Source organism: Bacteroides uniformis, from assembly GCF_025147485.1.
GTDB lineage: Bacteria > Bacteroidota > Bacteroidia > Bacteroidales > Bacteroidaceae > Bacteroides > Bacteroides uniformis.
Window position 1 is genome coordinate 3,652,692 of the sequence record NZ_CP102263.1, and the last position, 17,087, is coordinate 3,669,778.

A 17,087-nucleotide genomic window follows, 5' to 3' on the forward strand; every position below is an offset into this window, starting at 1 on the left:
ACGGTGTATTTTTTGCGATGAAATGGGATTTTTTATTCAAACTCGTATAAATCAGAAGGAGTAGTACGCTTCAAAGCACACAACTGTACATCCTTTCCTACGATAATTCCTTTTTCCCTTAATTTCCATTCCACTGTTTTATATGCCAATTCAGGATGATTGTTGTCCTTGCTCAAATGACAAAGCCAAATATACTGTAAATGTTCCGTCATATTTTCCGAAAGAAATTCAGCAGTAGCAATATTACTCATGTGTCCGGTGCGGCTGGTAATCCGTTCTTTCAGGTATTGGGGGTAGGTACCCATGCGTAACATTTCCTCATCGTAGTTGGCTTCCAATATCAGATAATTGGCCTTTCTGATATATTCTGCGGCCGTAGGAGTAATTTCACCAAGGTCTGTAAGAAAAGCAAACACTTTTCCGCCTATCTCAATGCAATAGCCCACATTGTCCGTGCCATCATGAGGTACCTCGAAAGATTCGATATGAAAATCTTCCAACTGCATGGGTTGCTGCTTTTCCAGGTAACGGACAGACGAATATAACTTTTCTGTCATGCAATAGCTCCGGTTGATGCCCTCATGAATCCGGGCGGTTGTATAAATAGGAATATTCAGTTTTTCACCCAATCCGCCTACTGCTTTGATATGGTCCGCATGATCATGCGTAACAAATACCGCACGTATCATTTCCATGCTGATACCTGCTTCTTTCAGTCCTTTTTTTATCGTCCGTACTGCAATGCCGGCGTCGATGAGTATTCCATATTTTTCTGTGCCTATATAATAACAGTTACCGCTGCTTCCACTGGCAAGGCTTATAAATTTTACTTTCATCCTAATCTCCTTAATTACAAAAAAGCCGTCGCTTTTAAAAAAAGTGACGGCAAATATACAAAAAGTATGCAATATATAAACCTTATGCCTTCTTCTTTTTGTCGATGAATTCGGTAGTTTTGGCAAAAACGAATAATGCTATTGCTGCAACCAATCCTATAGCAGCGAAATAATACCAGATATAATGTGCATTGACACTGGCTGCTTCCCACGCTTCGCGGGTTTCAAACAAGACTGGATCAGGACAATATTTTGTCAGAAGCACCCCCGCAATACCAAACCCGAAAATAGAAGAGAGGAATGAATGAAGATGACTGAAACCGAGGTACATACCTTCTTCACCTTTGGGGGCCTGCAAAGAAAAGTACTCCAGATAACGCGGTGAGATAAAACATTCTGCCAAAGCTTGCACAACAATACCAAGTACCATCATTAAAGTAATATTGCTCATGCCGGAAATAATATCGTTGCCCAGCAAATTACCGCATGCCATCAGCAATGCCGATACCGGAATAAGAAACATGCCTATATTCATAGAAGTAATAGCTGTGCGCTTTGCCATCCACCGGGTGATAAAACTTACGCAGCAAACCACTACAAACGGGTTTACATTGGCTATCCACCCCGGTTTGGCTGTTTCACCCGCCATACGGATGACATATTTGGGCATAGTTGCATAGAGCTGTTGCTGCACCATCCAAAAGCCGGTTACGATGAGGATAAGAATCAACAAACGCCAATTAGTGATAATACGCAGAAAACCTTGCCCAATTTCACGCATGCTTTTCCCTTCACCTGCTGTATGTGCCGATTTATACAATAAGACGACAGCCAATAATGCAAGCACCGTCATGGCAGCCGAGAAGTAATTGATATAAATATAAGCCTGCTCACCGATAACATTCCGTAGAGGATCGACCACCGTTTTTCCGGTAAAAGCTCCTATATTCACCATCATATAGAAGATGGAATAGCCGCGAGCACGGGTAGCCTCTGTTGTTTCCTTAGCCACCGATCCCGATATGATAGACTTGATGAACGAGCCTCCTACCATGATAACAAACAATACGGGGATAATCATCCAACGGTCATTACTATCCGGCAATCCGGAAAAACGGGTTGTCTCACCATACTCCACCAGACCGGCTGCTTCCAGTAGGGTGGGAAGCAATCCCAAGCCCAAATACCCGATGGAAAGCAGTGAAAAAGCAATAATCATCGACTTTCGGAAACCTATCTTATCGGCATATGCGCCCGTAAAGATGGGCAACAAATAGAGCCCTCCCGAAAACAGACCGGAAATCATGCTTGACTCAAAATCATTGAAACCTAAAATATTGGAAAGATAAATGGTAAGAACAATAAATACGGCATAATATGCCATGCGTTCGAACAGTTCTACTGTACTGCTTACCCAAAAAGCTCTGCTGAAGCCTTTGGAAGCGGGTTGGGGTGATGTCATCATCCTTTTGTACGATTAAAATTTATGTATTAAATGAAAAAATAAGTGCAAAAATACGGAATTAATATCGTGTTTGCAAGATATTAATTTTCTGCAAACACAATATTAATAAGTTGCAGACAAGATATTAACTTCCCATTTATCACTATTTATCTTTTCATTTATATAGAATACTCCGTATCTTTGGACGCTTTTATAAAACGACCATTCATGAAAGATAAAATCGAATTTATAGCTTTTGACGCTGATGACACACTGTGGGAAAGCGAACTTTATATTCAGGAGTTCGAGCACAAATTCTGTAACCTTTTAAGGCAATATCTGCCTGCTTCATCCATATCACAAAGGTTTTTTGAAACAGAAATGAAGAATCTGCATATGTATGGCTATGGGCTGAAGAGCATAATGCTCAGTATGACTGAAACCATCTGCAAAGTGACAGACGGAAACGGGAATATGCATCTTATAGAAGAAGTAATAGGATGGGGACAAGAGCTTCTGCAGAAACCGGTTACACTACTGGAAGGCGTGAAGGAGACCATATCGTCACTTCATGGGAAATATAAATTGGTGTTGGCCACTAAGGGGGACTTGTTCGACCAGAAAAGAAAAATAGAAGCTTCCGGACTGCGAGAATATTTCCATCATATCGAAATTATGAGTGACAAGAAAATCGATGATTACCAGAGGCTGATTGATACATTGGGCTGTCCGCCTGAAAAACTCCTGATGATAGGTAATTCTGTAAAATCAGACATACTTCCGGTATTGGAACTTGGGGGATACGCTGCCCATGTACCATACCACGTGACTTGGGCATACGAGCAACATGAAGGGGAAATACGACATCCCAATTTTATACGATTGGATAGTATCAAAGGAATATTAGATAAGCTATAAGTTATGGGTGAAACTGCATAACTTATAGCTTACTATTGCTTTTTAGAATTGGAAGAAATTCTTAGCGTTATAATAGCTGATATCTTCAATCATCTGGTTTACGCGTTCCATCTCGGAAATAGGAATTTCACCATTTTCTACATCACGGCCTACAAGATTACACAATGTACGGCGGAAATATTCATGGCGCGGATAGGAGAGGAAGGAACGGGAATCGGTCAGCATACCAACAAATCGGCTCAATAAGCCCAGTACAGAAAGAGCATTCATCTGCTTTTCCATACCATCCTTCTGGTCAAGGAACCACCAACCGGAACCGAATTGAATCTTACCGGCAACCGTACCATCCTGGAAGTTACCCAGCATAGTAGCAATGACTTCGTTGGCGCATGGATTCAAATTATAAAGAATAGTCTTGGTCAGCTTACCATTGGAGTTTAAGCGGTCGAGAAATTTAGCCATAGCTTTTGCTGTAGTAAATTCGCCAATGGAATCAAAACCGGTATCAGGACCTAACAGTTTGAACATCTTACTATTGTTGTTGCGAATAGCACCATAATGGAACTGTTGTGTCCAACCTTTCTCCCAATCCATTTCGCCGAACACAACCAGCATGGCCGACTTGAATTTCAGAATTTCCTCCTTCGTCAATCCAGTACCGCCATATACCTTGTTAAAGATAGCCTTAACTTCCGCTCCTGTATAATCCTCGGCATAGAATTCTTCAATTCCGTGGTCAGACAGTTTACATCCTTGTTCCGCGAAAAAATCGTGACGCTTACGCAAGGCAGCAACCATATCGTCAAAGCAGGAAATAGCCACATCGCTCACTTCGGCCAACTTTTCTACATATGCGCGAAAATCGGCAGGAACTTCCACCGCCATTGCCTTATCCGGACGCCAAGTAGGCAACATCTTGATTTCAAAACCGCTCTCGCGTGTCTTGATATGATATTCCAAGGAATCAATAGGATCATCTGTAGTACAAACCACTTCCACGTGATAACGGCGCATCATGCCACGGGCGGAATATTCAGGCTGTTTCAGCTTCTCATTACATTCATCATAAATTTCACGGGCCGTATGAGGATTGAGAATTTTATCGATTCCAAAAGCGGTCTTCAATTCAAGGTGAGTCCAGTGGTACAACGGATTACGGAAAGTATAAGGTACCGTTTCGGCCCACTTCTCAAACTTTTCCCAATCTGTAGTATCCTTACCGGTACAGAAACGTTCGTCCACACCATTGGTACGCATGGCACGCCACTTGTAGTGGTCACCTCCCAACCAAATCTCAGTCAGTGACTTAAACTGATAGTCTTCCGCCACCATTTGAGGAATCAAGTGACAATGATAGTCGATAATCGGCATTTTAGCCGCATGCTCGTGGTACAACTTCTGTGCTGTTTCCGTTTGCAACAGAAAGTTTCCGTCCATAAAGTTTTTCATCTTCTTGTGTTTTAAGTATCTAAAAATATTACTTTCTATTTATTACACCTATATAGTATTGATTGTAAAGCTAATAGGTCGTATAATTGTTTTTAGTTTTATTAACCGTTATCGAACACAAAAGTAGAAATTTTACTTGGAGAAACAAAATAATTCGTATCTTTGCGGCGAATATTTATAATATTTAAGCTTCAGACGTCTCACCTTTACCGCCTTAGGCAGCATACCTCAAGATGGAAAACAAGAACTATACCATTAAAGACATAGCACGCATGGCCGGCGTCTCTGCCGGCACTGTAGACCGCGTACTGCACAACCGCGGAGACGTATCCGTTTCCAGTAGGGAAAAAGTCCAGAAAGTACTCGACGACATAGATTATCATCCCAATATGTTTGCCATCGGGCTGGCGGCTAAAAAGCGCTATCATATTGTCTGCATTATACCTTATTATATAGAACATGATTATTGGCATGCTGTAGCAGCGGGAATTGACCGTGCCGCACAAGAATTACGGCCGTTCAATGTTGAGGTTAGCTATCTGTACTATCGGCATGCGGACAAATCCTCCTATAAAGAAGCATGTGCTGTGCTCCGGGAGGAAAATGCCGACGCCGTACTTGTTGCCCCGAATTTCCGAGAGGAGACCATAAAACTCACTACTTATTTGGAGGAAGCGGATATTCCCTATGCATTCATAGACTTCAATATTGAACAGACGCATGCCTTGTGTTATATCGGACAAGACTCCAAAACCAGCGGATACATTGCTGCCAAGATTCTGATGCGTAGCTATGAAAAAGGGCAGGAGCTTGTGTTATTCCTGAGCAATCAGAAAAACAATCCGGCAGAAATCCAGATGCAACGCCGCCTCGAGGGGTTCATGCAATACCTTTCCGAGGAACATAAGGATTTGACTATCCATGACATTGTGTTGCACAAGGAAGATACTGACGGCAACAGACGGATATTGGATGCTTTTTTTAAAGAACATCCCCAAGCCGTACTGGGAGCTGTTTTTAATTCCCGTGTTTATCAAGTGGCAAGTTATCTGCACGAAAAGGGGTGGAAGCTGGCAGGACTTGTGGGATATGACCTTTTACACAAAAATACAGAGTTCCTGAAAACCGGTGAAGTAACCTTTCTCATCGGTCAACGTCCAGGCCTGCAAGGCTATTGTGGCGTAAAGACTTTATGCAACCACGTGGTATTTAAAAGACCGGTCACTGCAGTGAAATACATGCCTATCGACATATTGATGAAGGAAAACATAGACTTTTACTTTGAGTTTGAATAATTAAAAAATTACATATCAACCATTTAAATGAAAGCATTAAACAAAGAAACTGCTCCCAAAGCACAACGCCCGGAACGCATTATCCAGTTTGGCGAAGGTAATTTCCTTCGCGCATTTGTGGATTGGATTATTTATAACATGAATCAAAAGACCGATTTCAACAGCAATGTAGTAGTAGTCCAACCCATTGATAAAGGTATGGTTGACATGCTGAATGCCCAGGATGACCTTTATCATGTAAATCTGCAAGGTCTGGATAAAGGAGAAACCATCAACAGTCTGACTATGATAGATGTAATCAGCCGTGCCTTAAACCCCTATACTCAAAACGATGAGTTCATGAAATTGGCCGAACAACCGGAAATGCGTTTTGTCATTTCCAACACGACGGAAGCAGGTATAGCCTTTGACCCTGCTTGTAAGCTGACAGATACACCGGCGTCTTCTTATCCGGGCAAGCTGACACAGCTGTTGTATCACCGCTTCAAGACATTCAACGGCGACAAGAGCAAAGGACTGATTATCTTCCCTTGCGAACTCATCTTCCTGAATGGCCACAAGTTGAAGGAGACAATCTATCAATACATTGAATTATGGCAATTGGGTGATGAGTTCAGAGCTTGGTTTGAGGAAGCCTGCGGTGTGTATGCAACACTGGTGGACCGTATCGTTCCAGGATTCCCCCGCAAAGACATTGCCGCTATAAAAGAAAAGATACAGTACGATGACAATCTGGTAGTGCAGGCTGAAATTTTCCATTTATGGGTCATCGAGGCTCCGCAAGAAGTCGCCGAAGAATTCCCTGCCGACAAAGCCGGACTGAATGTATTGTTTGTTCCTTCTGAAGAACCTTACCACGAAAGAAAAGTAACCTTGCTGAATGGACCTCATACCGTATTGTCTCCAGTAGCCTATCTGTCGGAGGTAAATATTGTACGCGATGCCTGCCAGCATCCTATAATCGGACAATACATCCATAAAGTGATGTTTGACGAGCTGATGGAAACGTTGAACCTGCCGAAAAACGAATTGAAAAAGTTTGCAGAAGATGTATTGGAGCGCTTCAACAATCCGTTTGTTGACCATGCCGTAACCAGTATTATGCTGAACTCTTTCCCTAAATACCAAACCCGTGACCTTCCTGGCCTGAAAACCTACTTGAAACGTAAAGGAGAACTGCCGAAAGGTCTGGTATTGGGACTGGCTGCCATCATCACGTACTACAAAGGAGGTACCCGCGCAGACGGCACAGAAATCATCCCGAATGATGCTCCCGAAATCATGCAGTTATTGAAAGACCTTTGGGCAACGGGGGATACCCGCAAAGTGGCAGAAGGCGTATTGGCAGCCAAAGACCTTATCTGGGGGGAACACGGAGACTTGAATACCGTTCCAGGATTGACAGACATGATTACCTGCTTCTTAAAATCCATCCAAGAAAAAGGCATGCAGGAAACAGTAAAAGGTATTCTTTAATTCCTATGATTTTAAACAAGCAGACCGTACAAAAGGAGTTTTTATACGGTCTGCTTTATTTATACCACATTTGATGGGAAATAATTAAGCCACAGTTTTCTTTTTTGTCTAAAGGCTTTCCTGCTCTGCTGCCCGCAATATAAAAGTAGTGGCACCAATAGTTACAATGGCTCCATCCTCAATGCGAATACGGTCTTTGTCACCCAAAATTTCATTATTAAGGAAAGTTCCCGTCAGGCTGGGAGCATCGCGTAAGGTATAAATCAACACTCCCTGCTTATTACGCTTTACATTAATGATACAGTGACGCCGGTCCATACTCATATCCGAAGTCTCAATCGGCACATCGATAACATTCCCCACGCAACGCCGGCCTATGATATTGTCACCTTCTTGCAATGGAAGTACCTGCTTAAAACCAAACACGTTCTCAATGACCGTGATGCTGCCAAAAGCCTCTTTAAACTCCGCTTCATCCGGACGTTCTTCCTTTTGAGGGGCTTTCATCTTTGATTTACCTAAACGGATACTGAACTGCTTCTTACACTGGTCACATACAAAGACCAGTGATTGGCCTTCGGTATACTTGGTTTCATCGAATGTTAAGTAATTCTCACATTTGGGACAACGGATACGCTTCATGATAGTTAAAAATTAAAGAATTAAAAAATAAAGCAAGGGTAGATTACTTTCTACTTCTTTAATACCCAAGCGTTCTTATACGTTTCATTCTGGCGAACTCTGTTCAATGCCTGATATGCTTCTGTTTCTGTGCCACAAGACTCAATGCTGACACGCATTTTACCATCTCCAACAATTGCTTTTGCATGAGGGTAACCTTTTTCAATCAGTTGCTTTGCCATTGCTTCGGCATCCTTCTCAGTACCTACACTGGCAATGATGACGTGGTATTTCTGTGCAGAGACAAGTGACGGGGCGACAGTCCCTGCTGTGGTCTTTTGAATTTCACTCTTTGTTGTTACAGATGTTGAAGAGGACACTTCTGCCGCCTGCTGCTTAGGCTGAGAAACAACCGGAGCATTCTGCGCGTTAGCTTGGCCCACCTTAACCTCTCTTACGGCAACCGGAACCACCTTTTTCTTTGCCTTCTGCCCCGTGTTTTTTTGAGCCGACGCTTTCGGAGTGTCGGCCTTCCGGCTAACAACAATCGGATTAATGGCAAGGGATTCCTTTTCTATCATCTCAAAAAGTTCATTCGGAAGTAATTGCGCATAATTTCCTTCAACCACTTCCGTATTCTCTATCGGTGTAGACAAAAAGAAAAACAAGGCAACCACTGCAATCATGGCAACCGCATTCGACAAATAGGAACGGTTGAATTTAATCTCAAACCTTCGCTTTTTGTCTTCCGGCACAACTGGAACAGAATAACGGATGGTCTTTTCCATGTACGGTTTCTTCAGTTCCGCCAGTTCCTGCATTTCAAAACTATCCAACCCATATAAGTAAGGAGTGGTTATCTTGTGGTCATAGGGAACAAAGTCATAAATACCATGAATGGAGTAACGCAATTCGCCAATGTTGGGCAAATCCACCTTACCTTCTTCATGGAGAGCAGTGAATATATGCGCCACTTCTTTTTCTACAATCCGCGTAGCATCAGAAAAATCAGTATCATAGACAGCCATATAGGATTGTACAAGTAAGCCGTCATTCATCTTCAGTTGAGGATTGAAACCGATAATACGGGTAGGGGGCAGAAAAACATTCTCTTCCGCTACTCTCATTGCCGGAGTATAATGAGCTACAAATCCTCCCAAACCGGGAACAATGACACAATCGTTCTCCAATAACAATACTTCTATGTGCTGTGCTAATTCAATCATGCTACAAAAGTAGCGGAAATATCGGATATACGCTAGTTTCAGAGCTTTTTTCTTATCAACAAATTATGAACATTGCACATTGAAAATGTATTTGAAAAAGGTTTTTTGGCAAGAGAAGGAATTTTTACCGGAAAAATTTCTACTTTTGTACCGTTTAACTATACTCGTCAAGAATAGAAAGACAATTGTCCTCGCAAGAGTATACAAACCTAAACACTTAACAAAAGACTATTATGCGTATTATTTTCTGTCTGATGGTTTTCTTGTTCATAGGAAAGAACACGATGCTGGCACAGCAGTTGTCCTCATTCGTAGAATATGGAGCAGCCCTGCATACCGGTGACAATACTCCTCTTTGGCAGGTCAGCAACCAGCAAGGACTCACTTCGCTCGACAACAATACTTACATACGTGGAGGAATATCCTACAAACACCAACTTGGAAAATGGAAGTTTGAAGAAGCACTGGATTTGGTTGCAGCAGCCGGATTCAGCACGACCTCCTTCATTGTACAGCAGGCTTACGTAGACATCCGTTACAAGTGGTTTGGATTCTTTGCCGGAAGCCGGGAACAGAATTCTCCATTGCTGAATCAAGAGCTGAGCAGTGGCGGCATGACCTGGTCGGGTAATGCGCGTCCCATCCCACAAGTACAGATAGGCATACCCGAGTATGTACAGTTGCTACCCCGTTTAGGCCTGAAAGGAGAAATCTCGTACGGATGGTTTACAGATAACAAATACCAGCGGGAGCAAGTCGGAGAAAAATACTGGTACACCAAGAGTATCAAATACCATCATAAAGAAGGGTTCCTGCGTATCGGTATACCCAAAGGAAAATGGCAACTGGAACTCGGAATGACCCTCGACACCCAATTCGGAGGATACAAGATTGGAGGTTCCGAATCGGGAGACTTGGGCAACGGATGGAAGGATTACGTACGCGTATTCTTCCCCGGCCACGGGCGTGAGGACGGACCGGTAGGTGAACATCTGGCTTTCCAAGGCAATTTTCTGGGTAGCGAATATATCAAAATGACTTATCGTCCTAAGGAAGATTTCTCCATCAGCGCCTATCTGGACAATCATTTTGATGACTTCTCCGCCATGGCCAAACTCAACGGTTGGGATGGCTTATGGGGTGTGGAATATAAATCCAACCATAGACAAGCCATCAACGAAATCGTTATCGAATATCTCCAGACTACCAATATGAGCGGTCCACTGCACGGTTTGCAAAATTCTGTAGTAGGTAAGACCGGAGGAGCCGACAACTACTACAACAACGGTTACTACCCAGGATGGGCACATTGGGGTATGGCGATAGCCAATCCGTTGATAGCATCGCCTATCTATAATAAGGATGGCGATATGAGTTTCAAGTACAATCGCGTTAAGGCCCTGCATCTGGGATGGAGCGGCGACATCAGCAGTGAGTGGAGATATGTGGCAAAATTGTCCCACAACAGAACTTGGGGAACTCCTCATCGTCCAATACCCGATATATTAGAAAATTTTTCTACTTTTGCATCGTTTTACTATATTCCCCGTAAATGGAAGGGCTGGTGCTTCAACGCGTCCCTTGCATTGGATATGGGAGAGATATATGGAGACAATTTTGGATTCCAACTGAAAGTACATAAAACATTTTAAGAAAATGAACTACATACAAACAGAGATTGACGGCGTATGGCTGATTGAGCCGAAAGTATTCCATGATGCCCGCGGATACTTTATGGAAGCATTTAAGGAAGAAGAGTTCCGTGCACATGTCGGAAACGTTCACTTCATCCAGGACAATGAGTCCAAATCCTCTTTCGGTGTATTACGTGGTCTTCATTACCAGAAGGGTGATTGCAGCCAGGCCAAACTGGTACGTGTCATTAAGGGAAAAGTGCTGGACGTGGCTGTCGACTTAAGAAAATCTTCTCCCACTTTCGGAAAGTATGTCAGTGTGGAGCTAAGTGAGGAGAACAAAAGACAATTCTTCATTCCGCGTGGTTTTGCCCACGGTTTTCTGGTGCTGAGCGATGAAGCTGTCTTTACATACAAGGTAGACAACGTATACGCACCACAATCCGAGGCATCCATCCGTTTTGACGACGAAACCATCGGTATTGAATGGCCCGTTGCTACGGAACAGCTTCTATTATCAGATAAAGACGGACATGCCGTATCGTTCAAGGATGCGGTCTATTATGAATAAAATATGAAAATAGCCATTGTCGGTACAGGATACGTCGGTTTGGTAACCGGAACCTGCTTTGCGGAAATCGGTGTCAACGTTATTTGCGTAGACACGAACAGTGAAAAGATAGAGTCACTGAAAAAGGGTGTTATTCCTATCTATGAAAATGGACTGGAAGAAATGGTTAGCCGGAATGTGAAAGCAGGACGCCTACAATTCACCACGTCTCTGGAGAGTTGTCTGAATGAGGTGGAAGTGGTATTCAGTGCCGTAGGTACACCACCCGATGAGGATGGAAGTGCCGACTTGAGCTATGTGCTGGAAGTTGCCCGCACCATTGGACGCAATATGCAGAAATATGTGTTGGTGGTAACCAAAAGTACCGTTCCCGTAGGTACTGCCAGAAAAGTGCGGGCTACCATTCAAGAAGAACTTGATAAGAGAGGGATGAACATTGACTTCGATGTCGCTTCGAATCCCGAGTTTCTGAAAGAAGGTAATGCTATCAACGATTTTATGAGTCCCGACCGTGTAGTGGTGGGAGTAGAGTCCGAACGAGCCAAGAAGATAATGAGCAAGCTCTACAAACCATTCCTGCTGAACAACTTCCGTGTCATCTTTATGGACATCCCTTCTGCAGAAATGACAAAGTATGCAGCTAACTCCATGCTTGCCACCCGCATCAGCTTCATGAACGACATTGCCAATTTGTGCGAATTGGTGGGAGCGGATGTAAACATGGTGCGCAGTGGTATCGGTTCGGATACCCGTATCGGACGCAAGTTCCTCTATCCGGGGATAGGTTACGGCGGTTCATGCTTCCCTAAGGATGTAAAGGCACTGATTAAAACGGCTGAACTGAGCGGCTACAAGATGCGTGTACTCCATGCAGTAGAGGAGGTGAACGAGAAACAGAAGAGTATCTTATTCGAAAAGTTGCAGAAGCATTTCAATAATGATTTGGAGGGAAAGACCATTGCCATTTGGGGGCTGGCCTTTAAACCCGAAACAGATGACATGCGTGAAGCCCCGGCTCTGGTATTGATTGACGAGTTGCTGAAGGCCGGTTGTAAAGTACGTGCCTACGACCCGGCTGCCATGAACGAATGCCGACGCCGCATAGGAGAAAGTATTTATTATGCGACAGATATGTATGATGCTGCGCTGGATGCAGATGCACTGATGCTGGTGACCGAATGGAAAGAATTCCGCCTGCCTTCATGGGCAGTCATCAAGAAAACTATGGAGCAGCCGTTGGTATTGGACGGACGTAACATTTATGACAAGAAAGATATGGAAGAACAAGGTTTCACATATCATTGCATCGGAAAATAAAGTTGCAGAAAAAAGAAAAGAAATAAATAGGGACGTTATGACAATAAAAGGAAGTGCGATTCTCATTGTACTTGTTGTCTCATTGGCCTCATGCAGCAACAGACAAACAGGAGAGGTTTCCGTAAAGGAAGACCTCATTGCAAAACAACTGTTACAAGGCATCTGGGTGAACGATGAAACAGAAATGCCGTTGATGCGCATCGAAGGGGATACGGTATATTATGCCAACCCGCAAAGCGCTCCCGTACCTTTCAAGGTTGTTCACGATACAATCTACATATACAGCAATGAACCGGTGGCCTATAAGATAGACCGTCAAACGGAATACAGCTTCTGGTTCCACTCGCTGGCCGACGAAGTAATTAAACTGCATAAATCAGAGAATGCGGAAGATTCTTTGGTTTTCACCAGTCGAGAAGTGGAGGTCATTTCTACTACTCCGGAAGTGATAAAGAAAGACAGTATCGTAACATACAAGAATACAAGATATAGGGGATATGTATATATCAACCCTTCAAAGATGAAGGTTTTCAAGACTTCCTATTCTGAAAATGGAATCAGTGTGGACAATGTGTATTATGATAATGTAATCCACATCTGTGTATACGAAGGGAAGAAGATGCTTTATGGCCAGGACATCACTAAAAAGATGTTTGCGGATATATTCCCTGCCGAAATGCTGGACCAGGCCATTCTTGCCGATATGAATTTCATGGGTGTGGATAGTAAGGGGTACCATTATCAGGCAACCCTCGGCATACCCGAAAGTTCCGTATACAATTTGGTAAATATGATTATTGGTTTTGACAATACAATGAACATAGAAAAAGCGGAATAAATCCGCTTTTTCTATTTCTTTTCTTCACCACAATGTTTATTTCTTCTCGCCGCCATTCTGTGGACGTTTGGCTCTGGGCTTTCCACCTTTACTATTGTTACGGCCGTTCTTGTTTTCTCCTGGCTTACGTCCGTTTCCACGGCCGCCCCGTCTTCCTCCGTCAAATGCTCTCGGCTTGTATTCGGGGGCTTCGCCCAGCTCCTCGGGAACCGGTATTTTATAGATGTCCCTATCCAGGAATTTTTCGATATTCTTAAAGTTCCCCTGCTCCTTTTCGGAAACGAAAGTGATGGCTACGCCGTCATTATTGGCACGCGCCGTACGTCCGATGCGGTGCACATAATCTTCACTGTCGTGGGGAACGTCATAGTTTATCACCAGACGGATGTCATCGATATCAATACCTCTCGCAACGATATCTGTAGCTACCAGGATATTGATACGTCCTGCCTTGAATTCGTACATCACTTCTTCGCGCTGTGCCTGCTCTAAATCGGAGTGCATTTCACCAACGTTCAGTTTCATCTGCTTCAAGGCTTTGGTCACTTCCTTCACTTTCAGTTTGGAAGAAGCAAAGATGATGACGCGTTCCGGCGTCTCCTCTGCAAAGAGGCTACGGATGATGCCCAGCTTCTGATTCTCGTAGCAGACATAGGCTGCCTGCACAATCTTTTCCGCTGGTTTGGAAACCGCCAACTTCACTTCGGCGGGATTGTTCAGAATGTTGCCAGCCAACTGTTGTATCTTGGCAGGCATGGTAGCAGAGAACATAATGGTCTGCCGCTCTTTAGGGAGAAACTTGACAATCTGCATAATGTCATCATAGAATCCCATATCCAGCATCCGGTCTGCTTCATCCAAAATAAAATAAGAGACACGCGAAAGGTCTACATAGCCAAGACTGAGGTGGGCTATCAGACGTCCCGGAGTGGCAATGACAACATCTGCACCCAATGTCAAACCTCTTTTCTGCTGTTCGAACAGAACTCCGTCATTACCGCCATACACTGCCACACTGGAAACCGGCATGAAGTAGGAGAAGCCCTCCATCTGCTGGTCTATCTGTTGTGCCAACTCACGGGTAGGAGCCATGACAATGCAATTGATAGCATCGGCAGGGTGTCCACCTTCTGAAAGCTTGTTCAATATAGGCAACAAATATGCAGCTGTTTTTCCCGTTCCGGTTTGTGCCACCGCTATTAAATCTCGGCCTTCAAGTATAACGGGAATTGATTGTTCTTGTATGGGGGTGCACTCTTCAAAGCGCATGGCATCCAGTGCCTCCAGCACATTGCCATTCAAATGTAGTTCTGAAAACTTCATGTATCTCTTTTAAATTTGAGCACAAAGATAGGACTTTTTTTTGAATGTACTAATGAATTAATGGATATCAATGTATGAATCCTTGAAACCTAAGAAGTAAAGTACCCCGTCCAAACCAATGGTGTTGATGGATTGCTTGGCATTGGCAACTACTTTGGGCTTTGCATGGAAAGCGATTCCAAGGCCGGCAATTCCCAGCATGGGCAGGTCGTTGGCACCGTCGCCCACAGCAATAGTCTGCGCAATATCCACTTTCTCCACCTGAGCTATCAAACGCAGCAACTCTGCCTTACGCTTACCGTCGACTACATCACCGAGATAGCGGCCGGTCAGTTTGCCATCCTCTATTTCCAACTCGTTGGCATACACATAGTCTATACCGTACTTCTTCTGGAGGTACTGCCCGAAGTAGGTAAACCCTCCCGAAAGAATAGCTATCTTGTAACCGTATTTCTTCAAAACATACATCAGGCGATCCACACCTTCCGTAATGGGAAGATTTTCTGCAATCTCCTGCATCACGGACTCATCCAATCCTTTCAATAAAGCCACTCGTTCGCGAAAGCTCTCAATGAAATCTATCTCACCACGCATGGCGCGTTCGGTAATGGCCTTTACCTGGTCGCCCACACCCGCACGTATGGCCAATTCATCAATCACTTCTGTTTCAATCAGCGTAGAGTCCATATCGAAGCAAATGAGGCGGCGCATCCGGCGGTACATATTGTCCAACTGGAAAGAGAAATCCATTTCCAGTTCGGTTGCCAGTTTCATCAACTGTTCTTGCATGGCAATACGGTCTTTCGGAGTGCCACGAACGGAAAATTCGATGCAGGCGCGTGTACGCGATTCGCATTCGTCCAGCGGGATACGTCCTGTAAGGCGCTTGATGGCATCGATATTCATGCCTTGCTCTGCAAGAATACGGGTAACGGCAGATATTTGACGGGCAGACAACTTACGCCCCAATAAAGTAAGAATATAGCGGTTCTTTCCCTGCATATTCACCCAATCCTCGTACTCTTTGGTAGTAATGGGGTAGAAACGGACAGTCACGCCCAGGGAGGAAGCCTTGAAAAGCAGTTCCTTCATAATGAACCCCGAGTGTTGTTCTTCCGTCTTGCACAAAATGCCCAACGAAAGAGTATTGTGAATATCTGCCTGGCCAATATCCAGAATGGTAGCATCATATTTCGCCAGAATTTCCGTCACGGAAGCTGTCAGTCCCGGACGGTCTTCACCCGTAATACGTATTAGGATGAGTTCAGTGTTCAATGGTTGCATAAGTCATCTTTTTGATAGAATAATAGGCTACAAAAGTAAGGAAAATTCCCACTATTTATGCTAAATAACATAAAAATATGCCTCTAAAAAGTGAGAAAAATGCTTGTTTATTTGGAAGTTTGTTTAGGAATTACTTACCTTTGCACCCGATTTCACAATTAAAAGCTTTGATTATCAGTGTATTTATCACTATTCAAGGCTTTGACAAGACGATGTTCCGGGAAGAAATCACTGTTGAAGGACAGTCCCGGATAGTATTAACCAAAACCGTGCCGCATGAAATATGCAAAATGGATTTTTGTTGTATTACTAATAAGTTCCTTGACTTCTTTTGTAGAAAAAGACAAACCTACCGGAGGTTTGAATGTGGGTGACATGGCCCCGGATTTCAAAATCCAAACCATGTCGGCAGAGCAATCCCAAACCGAACTTTCAGACTTGAAAGGAAAGTATGTATTGCTCAGTTTTTGGGCAAGTTACGACGCGCAGTCCCGGATGCAAAACGCAAGTTTGAGCAATGCGCTTCGCTCTACTGCCCGCAACAATGTGAAGATGGTTTCAGTTTCATTCGATGAGTATCAGTCAATCTTTGAAGAAACCATCCGTAAGGACCAAATAGTTACGCCCACTTGTTTCGTGGAAACTAAAGGCGAATATTCCGGCCTCTTTAAGAAATATCGCTTGGGTCGCGGATTCACTAACTATTTACTGGATGATAATGGTGTAATTATTGCCAAAAACATCTCTGCTGCAGAACTTTCCGCTTACTTGAATTAAGCTTGCTGATGCCCGGTGCATGCAACAGCAACTTAAAGAACCTGTAAGACGAAAGTGAGGGTGTTCCCCGGAAACCGA

At 43.7% G+C, this 17,087-nt stretch carries 15 protein-coding genes; 8 read left to right on the forward strand and 7 right to left on the reverse strand.

What is annotated here, in order from left to right:
* Window positions 1-32: 32 nt before the first annotated feature.
* The gene (locus NQ510_RS14770) at window positions 33-836 is read right to left on the reverse strand and encodes an MBL fold metallo-hydrolase (RefSeq protein WP_005837132.1); all 804 of its coding nucleotides are present in this window, start codon (window positions 834-836) and stop codon (window positions 33-35) included.
* An 82-nt stretch (window positions 837-918) separates the two neighbouring features.
* Entirely contained in the window at window positions 919-2,301 is a 1,383-nt protein-coding gene (locus NQ510_RS14775; RefSeq protein WP_005825496.1) for an MFS transporter, read from the reverse strand.
* 207 nt (window positions 2,302-2,508) lie between these two features.
* Between NQ510_RS14775 and NQ510_RS14780 the strand changes: the two genes are divergently transcribed.
* Window positions 2,509-3,198, forward strand: a complete 690-nt coding sequence (locus NQ510_RS14780) for an HAD family hydrolase (RefSeq protein ID WP_005825494.1) — start codon at window positions 2,509-2,511, stop codon at window positions 3,196-3,198.
* A 42-nt stretch (window positions 3,199-3,240) separates the two neighbouring features.
* Here NQ510_RS14780 and uxaC read toward each other — a convergent pair whose 3' ends face one another.
* Window positions 3,241-4,647, reverse strand: a complete 1,407-nt coding sequence (gene uxaC, locus NQ510_RS14785; protein ID WP_005825492.1) for a glucuronate isomerase — start codon at window positions 4,645-4,647, stop codon at window positions 3,241-3,243.
* A gap of 233 nt (window positions 4,648-4,880) precedes the next feature.
* Between uxaC and NQ510_RS14790 the strand changes: the two genes are divergently transcribed.
* Together NQ510_RS14790 and NQ510_RS14795 are read left to right on the forward strand one after the other, a co-directional pair.
* The gene (locus tag NQ510_RS14790; protein ID WP_005825489.1) at window positions 4,881-5,942 is read left to right on the forward strand and encodes a LacI family DNA-binding transcriptional regulator; all 1,062 of its coding nucleotides are present in this window, start codon (window positions 4,881-4,883) and stop codon (window positions 5,940-5,942) included.
* 27 nt (window positions 5,943-5,969) lie between these two features.
* Window positions 5,970-7,418 carry a tagaturonate reductase gene (locus tag NQ510_RS14795; protein ID WP_005825488.1) on the forward strand — a complete coding sequence of 483 codons (1,449 nt, stop codon included), beginning with the start codon at window positions 5,970-5,972 and terminating at the stop codon, window positions 7,416-7,418.
* 108 nt (window positions 7,419-7,526) lie between these two features.
* Here NQ510_RS14795 and NQ510_RS14800 read toward each other — a convergent pair whose 3' ends face one another.
* Together NQ510_RS14800 and NQ510_RS14805 are read right to left on the reverse strand one after the other, a co-directional pair.
* The gene (locus tag NQ510_RS14800) at window positions 7,527-8,060 is read right to left on the reverse strand and encodes an FHA domain-containing protein (RefSeq protein WP_005825486.1); all 534 of its coding nucleotides are present in this window, start codon (window positions 8,058-8,060) and stop codon (window positions 7,527-7,529) included.
* A gap of 50 nt (window positions 8,061-8,110) precedes the next feature.
* Window positions 8,111-9,265, reverse strand: a complete 1,155-nt coding sequence (locus NQ510_RS14805; protein WP_005825483.1) for an HU domain-containing protein — start codon at window positions 9,263-9,265, stop codon at window positions 8,111-8,113.
* 233 nt (window positions 9,266-9,498) lie between these two features.
* Here NQ510_RS14805 and NQ510_RS14810 point away from each other — a divergent pair, with 233 nt between their 5' ends.
* Genes NQ510_RS14810 through NQ510_RS14825 form a run of 4 tightly spaced genes read left to right on the forward strand, consistent with a single transcriptional unit; the run spans window position 9,499 to window position 13,625 of the window.
* Entirely contained in the window at window positions 9,499-10,917 is a 1,419-nt protein-coding gene (locus NQ510_RS14810; RefSeq protein WP_005825482.1) for a capsule assembly Wzi family protein, read from the forward strand.
* Window positions 10,918-10,921: 4 nt separating this feature from the next.
* Window positions 10,922-11,470: a dTDP-4-dehydrorhamnose 3,5-epimerase gene (gene rfbC, locus NQ510_RS14815; protein ID WP_005825481.1), complete on the forward strand. Its 549-nt coding sequence runs from the start codon at window positions 10,922-10,924 to the stop codon at window positions 11,468-11,470.
* 3 nt (window positions 11,471-11,473) lie between these two features.
* The gene (locus tag NQ510_RS14820) at window positions 11,474-12,787 is read left to right on the forward strand and encodes a UDP-glucose dehydrogenase family protein (RefSeq protein WP_005825480.1); all 1,314 of its coding nucleotides are present in this window, start codon (window positions 11,474-11,476) and stop codon (window positions 12,785-12,787) included.
* A 37-nt stretch (window positions 12,788-12,824) separates the two neighbouring features.
* Window positions 12,825-13,625, forward strand: a complete 801-nt coding sequence (locus NQ510_RS14825; RefSeq protein ID WP_005837141.1) for a DUF4738 domain-containing protein — start codon at window positions 12,825-12,827, stop codon at window positions 13,623-13,625.
* Window positions 13,626-13,661: 36 nt separating this feature from the next.
* Here the strand turns inward: NQ510_RS14825 and NQ510_RS14830 are convergent, their stop codons facing one another.
* Together NQ510_RS14830 and serB are read right to left on the reverse strand one after the other, a co-directional pair.
* Window positions 13,662-14,948: a DEAD/DEAH box helicase gene (locus NQ510_RS14830; protein ID WP_005825475.1), complete on the reverse strand. Its 1,287-nt coding sequence runs from the start codon at window positions 14,946-14,948 to the stop codon at window positions 13,662-13,664.
* A gap of 57 nt (window positions 14,949-15,005) precedes the next feature.
* On the reverse strand, window positions 15,006-16,232 hold the full coding sequence (serB, locus tag NQ510_RS14835) for a phosphoserine phosphatase SerB (RefSeq protein ID WP_005825474.1): 1,227 nt from the start codon (window positions 16,230-16,232) through the stop codon (window positions 15,006-15,008).
* Between the two features lie 276 nt (window positions 16,233-16,508).
* Here serB and NQ510_RS14840 point away from each other — a divergent pair, with 276 nt between their 5' ends.
* Complete coding sequence (locus NQ510_RS14840) at window positions 16,509-17,009, forward strand: thioredoxin-like domain-containing protein (protein ID WP_005825473.1); 501 nt, start codon at window positions 16,509-16,511, stop codon at window positions 17,007-17,009.
* Window positions 17,010-17,087: the final 78 nt, after the last annotated feature.